Source organism: Wenzhouxiangella sp. XN201 (assembly GCF_011008905.1).
Taxonomy (GTDB): Bacteria; Pseudomonadota; Gammaproteobacteria; order Xanthomonadales; family Wenzhouxiangellaceae; genus Wenzhouxiangella.
Genome location: NZ_JAAIVI010000019.1, coordinates 127,969 through 140,470 on the forward strand (window position 1 = coordinate 127,969; position 12,502 = coordinate 140,470).

General features: G+C 62.7%; 10 protein-coding genes. 6 read left to right on the forward strand and 4 right to left on the reverse strand.

The window, feature by feature from the left end; all coding sequences use genetic code 11:
* The first annotated feature begins 65 nt into the window (after positions 1 to 65).
* The 3 genes from glyQ to G4Y73_RS09430 are packed head-to-tail and all read left to right on the forward strand — an operon-like array spanning position 66 to position 3,516.
* Complete coding sequence (gene glyQ / locus G4Y73_RS09420; RefSeq protein ID WP_346426846.1) at positions 66 to 965, forward strand: glycine--tRNA ligase subunit alpha; 900 nt, start codon at positions 66 to 68, stop codon at positions 963 to 965.
* The gene (gene glyS / locus G4Y73_RS09425; RefSeq protein WP_164231380.1) at positions 962 to 3,043 is read left to right on the forward strand and encodes a glycine--tRNA ligase subunit beta; all 2,082 of its coding nucleotides are present in this window, start codon (positions 962 to 964) and stop codon (positions 3,041 to 3,043) included. The genes glyQ and glyS overlap by 4 nt, the downstream gene beginning before the upstream one ends.
* Positions 3,043 to 3,516 carry a hypothetical protein gene (locus G4Y73_RS09430; RefSeq protein ID WP_164231381.1) on the forward strand — a complete coding sequence of 158 codons (474 nt, stop codon included), beginning with the start codon at positions 3,043 to 3,045 and terminating at the stop codon, positions 3,514 to 3,516. The genes glyS and G4Y73_RS09430 overlap by 1 nt, the downstream gene beginning before the upstream one ends.
* Positions 3,517 to 3,668: 152 nt before the next feature.
* Here the strand turns inward: G4Y73_RS09430 and gyrB are convergent, their stop codons facing one another.
* From gyrB to dnaA, 4 genes are all read right to left on the reverse strand, one after another.
* Positions 3,669 to 6,059 (reverse strand): DNA topoisomerase (ATP-hydrolyzing) subunit B, encoded by a 2,391-nt coding sequence (gene gyrB / locus G4Y73_RS09435; protein ID WP_164231382.1) that lies wholly within the window; start codon positions 6,057 to 6,059, stop codon positions 3,669 to 3,671.
* A gap of 74 nt (positions 6,060 to 6,133) precedes the next feature.
* Entirely contained in the window at positions 6,134 to 7,189 is a 1,056-nt protein-coding gene (gene recF / locus G4Y73_RS09440) for a DNA replication/repair protein RecF (RefSeq protein WP_164231383.1), read from the reverse strand.
* Positions 7,190 to 7,204: 15 nt separating this feature from the next.
* Positions 7,205 to 8,302 (reverse strand): DNA polymerase III subunit beta, encoded by a 1,098-nt coding sequence (dnaN, locus tag G4Y73_RS09445; RefSeq protein WP_164231384.1) that lies wholly within the window; start codon positions 8,300 to 8,302, stop codon positions 7,205 to 7,207.
* Between the two features lie 240 nt (positions 8,303 to 8,542).
* Positions 8,543 to 9,871, reverse strand: coding sequence for a chromosomal replication initiator protein DnaA (gene dnaA / locus G4Y73_RS09450; RefSeq protein WP_164231385.1), 1,329 nt, complete (start codon positions 9,869 to 9,871; stop codon positions 8,543 to 8,545).
* A gap of 276 nt (positions 9,872 to 10,147) precedes the next feature.
* Here dnaA and rpmH point away from each other — a divergent pair, with 276 nt between their 5' ends.
* Genes rpmH through yidC form a run of 3 tightly spaced genes read left to right on the forward strand, consistent with a single transcriptional unit; the run spans position 10,148 to position 12,365 of the window.
* Positions 10,148 to 10,294: a 50S ribosomal protein L34 gene (gene rpmH, locus G4Y73_RS09455; RefSeq protein ID WP_116898869.1), complete on the forward strand. Its 147-nt coding sequence runs from the start codon at positions 10,148 to 10,150 to the stop codon at positions 10,292 to 10,294.
* 11 nt (positions 10,295 to 10,305) lie between these two features.
* Positions 10,306 to 10,653, forward strand: coding sequence for a ribonuclease P protein component (gene rnpA / locus G4Y73_RS09460; RefSeq protein ID WP_164231386.1), 348 nt, complete (start codon positions 10,306 to 10,308; stop codon positions 10,651 to 10,653).
* Positions 10,650 to 12,365, forward strand: a complete 1,716-nt coding sequence (gene yidC / locus G4Y73_RS09465; RefSeq protein ID WP_164231387.1) for a membrane protein insertase YidC — start codon at positions 10,650 to 10,652, stop codon at positions 12,363 to 12,365. Before rnpA ends, yidC begins: the two co-directional genes overlap by 4 nt.
* Positions 12,366 to 12,502 lie beyond the last annotated feature (137 nt).

A 12,502-nucleotide genomic window follows, 5' to 3' on the forward strand; every position in this document is an offset into this window, starting at 1 on the left:
TAGCCGAAGGCAGCGCGCCAAAGGTATACTGGTGTGCTTTGCACCGCACAAGTCGGGTTCAGACCGTGAATTTTCAGGATTTCATCCGCACTCTCGACCGCTATTGGGCCGACCAGGGCTGCGTACTGACCGCGCCGCTCGACCTGGAAGTGGGTGCCGGCACGTTCCACCCGGCGACCTTCCTGCGCTCGATCGGTCCCGAACCGTGGAACGCGGCCTACCTGCAACCCTGCCGGCGGCCCGCCGACGGGCGCTACGGCGAAAACCCCAACCGGCTGCAGCACTACTACCAGTACCAGGTGGTGATGAAGCCCTCGCCGCTGGATTTCCAGGAGCGCTATCTCGGCTCGCTCGACGCCATCGGCATCGACCCGAGTGTGCATGACATCCGCTTCGTCGAGGACAACTGGGAGTCGCCGACGCTCGGTGCGTGGGGCCTGGGCTGGGAAGTCTGGCTCAACGGCATGGAAGTGACCCAGTTCACTTACTTCCAGCAGGCCGGCGGCCTGCCCAGCAAGCCGGTCATGGGCGAGATCACCTACGGTCTGGAGCGCCTGGCCATGTACCTGCAAGGCGTCGACAGCGTGTTCGACCTGGTCTGGACCGAGGGGCCGTTCGGCACCGTGACCTACGGCGACGTATTCCACCAGAACGAGGTCGAGCAGTCGGCCTACAACTTCGAACAGGCCGACGTCGACAGCCTGTTTGCCTGGTTCGATACCTGCTACAACGAGGCCGTCCGCCTGGTCGAGGCCGACCTGCCGCTACCAGCCTATGACCAGGTGCTCAAGGCCTCGCACACCTTCAATCTGCTCGACGCGCGCCGGGCCATTTCGGTGACCGAACGACAACGCTATATTCTTCGCGTGCGCGATATTTCAAGGCGCGTCGCCGAGGCCTACCTGGCGCGGCGCGAATCGCTCGGCTTTCCGGGCCTGAAAGATGCCGGGGAGGTCGCGGCATGAGCGAACGCGCCGACCTGCTGATCGAAATCGGCTGCGAAGAGCTGCCGGCCGCGCAAATCGACGCGCAACTCAGCCTGCTGGCCGAAGGCTTGGGCTCACGGCTCGAAGAAGCCGGGCTGATCGATTCCACTGAAGGCATTGTCCGGCTGGGCACACCGCGGCGCCTGGCGATTCGCATTTACGACGTGGCCGCCCGTCAGGCTGACCAGGTCCTCGAGCGCAAGGGCCCGGCCGAGAACGTCGCATTCGATGCCGACGGGCAGCCGACCAAGGCGGCCGAAGGTTTTGCCCGCAGCGTCGGCCGCTCGGTCGACGAGCTCGAGCGGCTCGAGACCGACCAGGGCCGCTGGCTGTTCGCCCGCGTCGAACAAGCGGGCAAGAGCCTGGTCGAGCTGTTGCCGGCGATGTTCGATGCCACCATCCGCTCGATGGCCGGCGCCCGTTCGATGCGCTGGTCCGATCGCGAGGAACGTTTCCTGCGGCCGGTGCGCTGGCTGCTGGTATTGCACGGCGACCTCCCGGTCGAACTCGAATACTTCGGGCTCGAGGCCGGAACGCGCACGCGCGGCCATCGCATTCACGCGCCCGGCTGGCACGAGATCGGCGACGCCGTGGACTACGAAAAGGTCCTTGAGCAGGCCTTCGTCCTGGTCGATCCCCAGCGGCGGCGCCAACGCATTGCCGAACAGGCCGAAGCGCTGGCCCGGGACGCGAAGCTGGAGCCGGTGCTGCGAGAGGGCCTGCTCGACGAAGTCGCCGGCCTGACCGAATGGCCGGTGGCCGTGATGGGCCATTTCGACGAGTCCTTCCTGGCCGTGCCGGAAGAAGCCCTGATTTCTTCGCTGGAACAACATCAGAAGAGTTTCGCCCTGCGCCGACCTGACGGCTCGCTGGCGCCGCGCTTTATCGCCGTGGCCAACATCGAAAGCAAGGATGCGGCACTGATGACCGCCGGCTTCGAGCGGGTAATCCGGCCGCGCCTGTCCGACGCACGCTTCTTCTGGGACCAGGATCGTCGAACAGCGCTGGGCGACAAGCGTGAACGGCTTGATGCGGTGCTGTTCCAGGAAAAGCTGGGCAGCATCGGCGACAAGGCGCGACGCCTGGAACGCCTGGTCGACCACACGGCCGAGGCGATCGGAGCGGATGTTGAAACGTCGCGCGCCGCTGCCGGGCTGTGCAAATGCGACCTGGTCACGGAAATGGTGGGCGAGTTTCCCGAGCTGCAGGGCATCATGGGGCGCTACTACGCCCTGGAAGGCGGCGAGGATCCGGCCGTCGCCGATGCCATCGAAAGTCATTACCGGCCGCGCCATGCTGGTGACGATCTGCCAGCGGATCCGGCCGGACAGGCGTTGGCCCTGGCCGACCGCCTCGACACCCTGCTTGGCGTGTTCGCCGCCGGCCAGAAACCCAAGGGCGGAAAGGATCCATTCGCGCTGCGCCGGGCTGCTCTCGGCGTGGTCCGCATCCTGGCTGAATCGGGAACCGCCACGCCGCTTCGCGCCATGGTCGAGGCTGCGGCCAAAATACTCAGGGACGCGGTCAAAGTCGATGCCGGCCTGATCGACGAAGTCGAGCAGTTCGTATTCGAACGACTGCGGGCCTGGGCCTCGGAGCAAGGCATCGAGGCCAATACCGTGCACGCCGTCGCCGCCGGCCGGGCCGGTTCGGTGGCCGACTTCATGGCCCGCGCCCGCGCCGTGCAGGCCTTCGCCGACGACCCGACCATGGCCTCCCTGGTGGCCGCGAACAAGCGCGCCAGCAACCTTCTGAAACAAGCGGAAGAAAGCTCAATTGGAGACGTTAGCGACAAAATGCTTCATGATGAAGCCGAGAAATCGCTTTCAGCTGCAATCGCGGCGGCCGAGCGTTCAGTCGAAAAAGCCCTGGTGCGGTCCGATTACCCAGCCGCGCTTTCGGTGCTTTCCGGGCTGCGTGAGCCAGTCGATACTTTCTTCGACCAGGTGATGGTGATGTGCGACGACAAGGCCCTGCGCACCAACCGCCTGGCCCTGCTCGAGCGCCTGCGCCGGCAGTTCCTGCAGGTCGCCGACGTCGCCCGGCTGGGACGCTGATGGCCGCGCCGGCCGCACCCGTCCTGATCGAGCGCTCACTGCTCACCGAGCGTGACCGTCCGGACGCGCGCTGTATCGAGCAGGTTGTGAGTTTTCAGCGCAAGGGACACCGCATCCTGCTGGTGGCACCGCGGCCGAGAAGCTGGCGGCCGACCCGGCGTAACGTCGACCGCGACCTGGCCTTGCAGCAGCAGTTCCACCAGCTTTTCATGCGCGCCGGCGCCGAGCTCGACGGGGTGCTCTATTTCGGCACCGGTTTGTTCAGCCGCCGCGAGAAACAGAAGAATGATTTTCAACAGACCGCGCGACGATATGGTCGCAACGTCGGCGAAATGGCGCTTATCGGCGCCGATCAGGATTTGATCGCAGCCGCCGACCGGGCCGGCCTGAAGCTCTGTGTTGTGGGGGATTCACCCGTCGACAACGGACCCGCCTTTGACGATCTCAAGACCGCGCTGGCCAACGTTGATTAGTTGCAAGTTGTCGGTTCTAGCACCAGCTTTTTTGGAACCTTCGAATTTTGCTCATTCGAATTTGTTTGGTACTTGGTGCCTGGAATTTCGAATTTTTCCTCGTTTTTCGAAGCTTTAGGCGATCCGGGCCTGTCCCGCGCAATCAGGCCGCGTCAGATGTCCAGGTTCGACACTTGCAGGGCGTTGTCTTCGATGAAAGCCCGGCGGGGTTCGACTTCGCTGCCCATCAGGGTGGAAAAGATCTCATCGGCCGCCACGGCATCCTCGATATTCACACGCAGCAAACGCCGTGTCTCGGGATTGACCGTGGTATCCCAGAGCTGCTCGGGGTTCATCTCACCCAGGCCCTTGAAGCGCTGGAAGCTGCGGCCCTTGCGGGATTCATCCATCAACCAGTCAAACACCTCGGCAAAGCGGGAAACCGGCCGCTGCTGATTGCCGCGCTCGATCCGGGCGCCTTCCTCGAACAGGTCGTGCACGGCCGCACCGACCCGCGCCAGATGGGCGTACTCGGGCGAGTTGAAGAAAGAGGTATCCAGCACGGTGTCCTGCACCACGCCCTGGGCAAAGCGCGAGACGACCACGCCGCCACCGGTCAGGGGCTTGATTTTCCAACTCACTCCGGCCGGGGTGGTCTGCTCCAGCCGCGCGGTCAGGGCCTCGGCCCAGGCATCGAAATCGAAACCCTCTTCGAGAGAAAATGGTTTGAAATCAACGATTTGCTCGATTACATCGGCATCGTATCGGAGCTTCAGACGCTCACCGACCAGGCGCGCCTGCTGGAAGTTCTTGAGCAGTTCACCCAGCGCAGCATCGTCGATCGCCGGCGCCTCGGCCGACGGGAACAACCCGGCACCGTCGAGGGCGCGCTCGAGCAGGTAATGGTTCATCTCGGCCTCGTCCTTGAGATACCACTCCTGCTTGCCCTGCTTGATCTTGTACAGCGGCGGTTGGGCGATATAGACGTGCCCACGCTCGATCAGCGCCGGCATCTGCCGGTAGAAGAAGGTCAAGAGCAGGGTGCGAATGTGCGAGCCGTCGACGTCGGCGTCAGTCATGATGATGATGCGGTGATACCTGAGCTTCTCGATGTCGAACTCGTCCTTGCCGATGCCGGTGCCCAGGGCCGTGATCAGGGTGCCGACTTCCGCCGACCCCAGCATCTTGTCGAAACGTGCCTTTTCGACATTGAGGATCTTGCCCTTGAGCGGCAGGATCGCCTGGTACTTGCGGTTGCGGCCCTGCTTGGCCGAGCCACCGGCGGAGTCGCCCTCGACGATGAACAGCTCCGACAGCGCTGGATCCTTTTCCTGGCAATCGGCCAGTTTGCCCGGCAGGCCTGCCACATCGAGCACACCCTTGCGGCGCGTCATGTCGCGCGCCTTGCGGGCAGCTTCGCGGGCGCGGGCAGCCTCGATCACCTTGCCGACGATGACCTTGGCCTCGCTGGGGTGCTCGAGCAGGAAGTCGCGCAGGTGCCCGGACAGGGCGGACTCGACGGCCGGCTTGACGTCAGACGAAACCAGCTTGTCCTTGGTCTGCGACGAGAACTTGGGATCGGGCGCCTTGACCGAGAGCACCGCAATCAGGCCTTCGCGGCAATCGTCACCGGTGGTCTGGACCTTGGATTTCTTGGCCAGACCCTCTTCATCGATATAGTGATTGATGGTGCGCGTCAGCGCGGCGCGAAAACCGGCCAGGTGAGTGCCGCCATCCCGCTGCGGGATGGTGTTGGTGAAGCAGAAAACCGATTCCTGATAGGCGTCGGTCCACTGTAGCGCCGCTTCGACGCTAATGCCGTCCACCTCGGCGATGAAGTGCAGGGCCGTGGGGTGGAGCGGGCTTTTCTTTCCGCTCAGGTGCTGAACGAAGGAGCGAATTCCGCCTTCGTACATGAAACGATCCTGCTTGCCCGAGCGCTCGTCGATCAGCTCGATCTGAATGCCGGAGTTCAGGAAGCTGAGCTCGCGCAGACGCCTGGCCAGCACATCGTAGTGGAACTCCGTGTCGGAAAAGGTGACCGGGCTGGGCGTGAAGCGAATTTCCGTGCCGGTTCGCTCGCTCTTGCCGGTCGCCTTCAGCGGTGCATCGGGCACGCCGTCGGTATAGCTCTGGTACCAGCGCTCGTCCTGGCGATGGATCACCAGTTCGAGTTTTTCCGAGAGGGCGTTGACCACCGAAACACCGACACCATGCAGTCCGCCGGAAACCTTGTAGGAGTCGTCGTCGAACTTGCCGCCCGCATGCAGGACGGTCATGATCACTTCGGCCGCCGAGCGACCTTCTTCCTCGTGCAGATCAACCGGGATGCCGCGTCCGTTGTCAGAAACGCTGACCGATCCGTCGCCGTGGAGGATCACCCGGATCCGGTCGCAGTGGCCGGCCAAGGCTTCGTCGATCGAGTTGTCGACAACCTCGAAAACCATGTGGTGAAGGCCCGTGCCGTCATCGGTATCACCGATGTACATGCCGGGCCGCTTGCGGACGGCATCGAGACCCTTGAGGACCTTGATGCTGGTCGAACCGTAGTTGTCTTGCGCCATGAAGAAGTGTTTTCCTGAGTCGGTTTGCGCGCGCCGAAAGGCAGTCCGGCGATTCGGGCTTGCGAACCCTCTGATTATACCATTGGCGTGACCGCGCCCTGTTCCACGTGGAACATCTGCGCCGGGATCGGCGAACCGCGGGTGGCCGTGATCCAGGACTGGACCGGGCGCTCGACCAGCCACGCCATCAGGGCGTCCAGGTGCGGCCCATCCAGCTCCGAAACCGGATCGTCGATCAGCAGCAGGGGCGCCAATTCCTGGCCGCGTTCGACCCGCTGGAACTGCGACAGCAAAAGCACGATGGCGACCAGCTTCTGTTGACCGCGTGACAACTCCGCTGCCGGCTGCTCTCCGCAGCTCAACACCAGCTCAGCCCGGTGGGGGCCGTGACGGGAGAATCCGCGCTCCCGGTCTCGCCCGCGCTGCTCGCGCACGACATCGGCCAGCTCGATGTCTGCGGGGTGACCGGGCCGATAACGCAGCCCGATCCGGCCGGGCAGGCGAAACGCCAGCGTTTCCTGCACAGCGCTCACTTCGGCGGCCAGGACTTCGACCAGCGAAGCGCGAGCGCTGTTGATGCGCTCGGCGCTTTTCAGGTATTCCGGCTCAAGCGCATCCAGCACGGCATTGCTGGCCTCGGCCTTGAGCGCGGCATTGCGCTGCCGCAGCAGCCGGGCGTGGCGCTGCCAGCCCGTCAGATATTCATGTTCCACGTGGAACAATTGCCAGTCCAGAAATTGCCGACGCCGCTCCGGACCGCCGTCGAGCAGGGCGTGACTGCCCGGCTCGATCAGCACCAGGGGGAGCAGGGCGGCGAATTCACTGATGCGCTGGCAGTCCCGGCCGTCGATCCGGCCGCGCCAGCCATCGGGGTCCCGTTCGACACCCAGGCGGTGGTCAATGTCGGCGCGCTGCGCCATGACGGTCAGGGACTGTGCGTTGCGCTGAATAACGCTGGTCGTGCGTGCGGAGCGGAAAGATCGTCCCCGGGCCAACAGGAAAATGGCCTCGAGTACGCTGGTCTTGCCGGCCCCGTTGGGACCGAACAGCCAATTGACGCCCGGGCCGGGGGCGAGCTCAAGCGGCTCGAGATTACGAAACCCCCGGATCGTCAGCCGGCCCAGGCTCAAGAGATGAGTACCAACCTAGAGTTTGAGCGGCATCACGACCTGACGCACCGCTTCGCTGTCGGTATCCGTGACCAGGCAGGAGCTGTTGGCGTCCTTGATCGAGATGGCAACCTTTTCCCCCTCCATGGACCCCAGGGCGTCGAGCAGGTAATTGACGTTGAAGCCCACCTTCAGCTTTTCGATGCTGTGCTCGGCCTCGATTTCCTCGGTGGCTTCTTCCTGCTGCGGATTGTGAGCCACGATCTTGAGCGTGTCGGGCAGCATTTCCAGACGTACGCCGCGGTATTTCTCGTTCGACAGGATGGCGGCGCGCTGCAGGGCATGCGTCATTTCGCCACGATCGACCCGGATGGGATCGTCACTTCTCAGCGGGATGACCGCCTCGTAATCCGGGAAGCGCCCGTCGATCAACTTGGTCGTCATGACGATACGCTCACGGTCAACGCGCAGAAAACCCTGGCCGAGCATGACCTTGAGCGGCTCGTCGATGTCCTCGAGAACGCGGTTGAGCTCCATCACCCCCTTGCGCGGGACGATCACGCTACGCACCTCGCCGCTGATCTCGGCCTCAGCCTCGGCCAGGGCCAGGCGGTGCCCATCAGTGGCCACTGCGCGCAACTGCCCCTCACGGAACTCGAGCAGCAGGCCATTGAGATAGTGGCGAACATCCTGCTGTGCCATGGCGAAGGATGTTTTCTCGAGCAGCCAGCGCAGCCGGCCCTGGTTGACCTCGTAGGTCTGCAGTGTTTCGGCCTGGTCGCTCGACGGAAACTCCGTGGCCGGGAGGGTCGCCAGACTGAAGCGACTGCGCCCGGCGTGCAGTGCCAGCTTGTCATCGTTGAGCTGGACGTTGATCTGGACGCCCTCGGGCAGGGCGCGGCAGATGTCGACCAGCTTGCGGGCCGGCACGGTAATCGATCCGGTCTGGGCCACCTCGGCCTTGGCCCGGGCGATCACCTCGACTTCCATGTCGGTACCCGTGATGCGCAGCCCCTCGTCAACGGCTTCGATCAGGAAATTGGCCAGAACTGGCAGCGTTTGCCGCCGTTCGACCACGTTCACCACCTGGGAGATCGGTGCCAGCAGCGTCTCACGTGGAATCGAGAACTTCATGGTTGCTCCTTCGTGTCGAGGCAATCGTGTGCCTGTATCTGTTCTTGTTTATAAAGAAAAAACCAGTAGCAGTAGGTCCTGTTGAAACTGTTGAACAAGATTATTTCCTTTTTATTTCAACGAGTTGTGTCACAAAACCACTTCGGAAAACAGGCTGCGCTTGCTGTTGGCGAACTGTGGATAACTTTTCGGTCCAAACTTGTCCACAGCTTGTTCAGCATCTCCCCACAACTTTGTCCCTCAACTGGTCAACTCCCGAGTCAGTCGCGCGTGTTCCTCGCGCAGGCGACCGTCGGACTCGCACAAACTATCGATTTTACGACAGGCGTGAAGCACTGTCGTGTGATCGCGACCGCCGAATGCATTACCGATCTCCGGCAGCGAGTGTTCCGTCAGTTCCTTGGTCAGATACATGGCCATCTGGCGCGGCCGGGCGATCGAGCGGCTGCGCCGACGAGACAGCAGGTCGGCCACGCGCAGCTGGTAGAAATCGGCAACCACTTTCTGGATATTCTCGATGGTGATCAGGCGGTCGTGTACCGCCAGCACGTCGCGCAGGATCTCCTGGGTGTATTCGAGGTCGATCTTGCGGCCGGAAAAATTGGCGTTGGCAATCAGGGAATTGAGTGCGCCCTCGAGATCGCGCACATGGGAGCGAATACGTCGCGCGATCAGGAAAGCGACGTCATCCTCGAGACCCAGGCCGCGTTCGGTGGCCTTTTTCTGCAGGATAGCAACGCGGGTTTCGAAGTCCGGCGGCTCGATCGATACCGTCAGGCCCCAGCCAAAGCGCGAGCGAAGCCGCGCCTCGATGCCGTCAACCTCCTTGGGGTAGCGGTCGCAGGTGAGGATGATCTGCTGGCGCGACTCGAGCAGGGTATTGAAGGTGTGGAAGAACTCTTCCTGCGAACGGTCCTTGCCGCCGAAAAACTGGATATCGTCGATCAGCAAGGTGTCGACGGAGCGATAGCGGCGCTTGAAATTGTCGATGCTGTCGCGCCTGAGCGCCTGGATCATCTCGCTGACGAAGGTTTCCGAATGCATGTACATCACCTTGGCATTCGGATTCTGCGCCGCAATGAAGCGTCCGGCGGCATGCAGCAGGTGGGTCTTCCCCAGGCCGGTCGAACCGTAGAGCAGCAGCGGGTTGTAGACGGTGCCGGGATTGTTGGCCACTTGCTTGGCAGCGGCGAAGGCCAGTTCGTTGGACTTGCCGAGTACGAAATTGTCGAAACTGTAGCGATCGTCGAGGCCAAAGGCGCCGCCGTCACTCGTATGCGCCCGAACCTGGCGCGGCTCGGCGCGGTGGCCGACATCGATGGTCACCGCGGCACGCTCGAAACCGTGGTGGGCAAAAAAATCGCGCACCATGTCCAGATAGTGCTGGCGGACCTGATCGCGAACCAGGTCGTTGGGTGCTGTCAGATGGACCTTGCTGCCCCCGTTGCTGCCGAGCTGCAGCGGGCGGATCCAGGTGTTGAGTTCCTCCAGCGGAATGTGACGCTCGAGCCTTTCGAGGCACTGCTGCCAAAGCGTGATCACCTGGTCGGTTTGTTGCTGCTCGGTCATAAGTCGCCCAGTCTAGTCCGGTTGGCAGGCAAAATCATCTTGTCGCGACGGCCGGTCTCGCGAGATCCCGTAACGCTGCTGTGCGAGCCCTGAAACGTTGACATGCACTACGCCGAGACGTTATCCTTGATGTCTTTTGTTAGGCTTCCATGCGCTTGCTCGCACGGGCCGGTGACTGATCGGTTCCTCGCGCTTGCGGGCGAAGCCTTTCCGCCCGAGGCTCCGTGAAGCGCAGGGCGCCGATCATTCTATCGCCAACAGTTTACGGATTCGGTCATGAAACGGACATTCCAACCTTCCAGAATCAAGCGCCTTCGCCGTCACGGGTTCCGTGCCCGTATGGCCAGCAAGTCGGGCCGAGCGATCATCAACGCCCGCCGCGCCAAGGGCCGCAAACGCCTGGGCGCCAATCCCGGCCGGTAAGTCGGCGGAGAATGCCTGAGCGGCAACACCTGCCGCGCTCGGCGCGATTGCTCACCGGCGCACAGTTTGCAAACGTGTTTGCCGCTCGCCGCAACCGGGGCAACGAGTTATTCCGGATTCACTATGCACCCGCGCAGCACGCGCGTTTGGGCATGGCTGTTTCGCGCCGGGTGTCGCCGCGGGCCGTCGTTCGAAATCGCGTACGGCGCCAGATTCGCGAGTCGTTCCGGCTCTGGCGCGGGCGGCTCGAACCGCTTGACTACGTCGTCGTGGCCCGGTCGGCCGCAGCATCTGCCGACCGCCACACCCTGAGAACAACGCTCGAACAACTATGGCAGCGGTTTAGCGACAACTCATGAATACGCGCAGTTTTCTTCTTCTCCTCGTCGGCCTGTTGGCCTTTATGGTCTATCTGGAATGGCAGAAGGACTACGCGCCCCCGCCGCGTCCGGCTCAGGAAAGCGCCGGGCAGTCTGCCGATTCCGCAGATCCTTCAGCGTCTGAAGCCCCGAGCGCTCCGGCAGACCTGCCCGACGTCCCCGATTTTGCCGACGATTCGTCATCGGATGCAGCCGAAGACGTACCGGCGACCCAACCCGAGATCCGGGCATCTCGTCGGATTTCGGTCAGTACCGATGTCCTGACCGTCGATCTCGACGCCAACGGCGGCACCCTGGTCGATCTGCGTTTGAAGGACTACCCGGTCAGCGTCGATCAGCCCAATCGGCCTTTCGTCCTGCTGGTCGAGGACCTGCCACAGTTGTTCGTCGCCCAGGCCGGACTGGTCAGCGCAGATCAGCCGGCGCCGAATCACCGAAGTCGCTGGGAGTTCGAGCGCGATTCCTACGAGCTGCAGCCCGGTGAGGACCGGCTCGAGGTGCCGCTTACATGGACGCACGAATCCGGTCTCGAAGTCGTCGCCACCTGGATCTTCTATCGTGACGATTACGTCATCGACCTGGAAATCGAGGTCATCAACGATGCCACCACAGACTGGCAGGGTGCCCGATATGTCCAGCTCCAGCGAACCCGGCCGGACTTCAGCGATGCCGGCTGGGCGTTCACCAATCCCGAGCAGTTCAGCTACAACGGCACGGCCGTTTATTCCCCCGAAGATGCCCTGACCAAGATCGGTTGGGACGATATCGCCGAAAAGCCTTTCCAGGCCACCCTGAGTGGCGGCTGGGCGGCAATGATCCAGCATTATTTCCTGGCTGCCTGGATTCCACCCGAAGACCAGCGCCATCGCTATACCACGCGCCACGTCGAAAGCAACGTACTTCCGCAGTATGTGCTGGCCGCCACCTCACCGCAGGTGACGGTGCCTGGCGGCGACCGCCATGCATTCACGGCCCGCCTGTATGCCGGTCCCAAACTGCAGAATCGTCTTGACGAGGTCGCGCCGGGCCTGCGCCTTACGGTCGACTATCGGTTTTTCACCATCCTCTCGCGGCCGCTGTTCTGGGTGCTGGACAAGATCCATACCCTGATCAACCACTGGGGCTGGTCGATCGTCGTGCTGACCCTGCTGATCAAGCTGATCTTCTACAAGCTCACCGAAGCCCAGTTCCGCTCGATGGGCAAGCTGAGGAAACTGCAGCCGCGCATTCAGCAACTCAAGGAACGCTATGGCGACGACCGGCAGAAGTTCGGTCAGGCCATGATGGAGATCTACAAGAAGGAAAAGGTCAACCCGCTTGGTGGTTGCCTGCCGATCCTGGTCCAGATTCCGATCTTCATCTCGCTCTACTGGGTATTACTGGAGTCGGTCGAACTGCGACAGACCGCGTTCCTGTGGGTACCCGATCTGAGCCAGCCGGACCCGTACTTCATCCTGCCGATTCTCAACGGCATCTTCATGATCATCACCCAGCGCCTGATGCCGGCCGCCGGCATGGACCCGATGCAGCGCAAGATCATGCAAGGCCTGCCGATCGTCTTCGCTTTCCTGTTCGCACTGTTCCCGGCCGGGTTGGTGCTGTATTGGGCGACCAACGCCGGTGTTTCGCTGGCGCAGCAGTGGTATATCCTGCAGCGGCTCGATAAGGAAGAGGAACGCAAGAAGCGCTGAGGCCTTCTTGCGTTCGTCGCGCGATTCGTCTTTGTTGTCGGGGCGCTGGATTGGCTGACGCCACTTGTCGCCGTGGTGGCCTCGACAAGTCAACTTCTGTTTCGCCCGCCTGCTTCGCAGGCTGATGGCGAGTAACT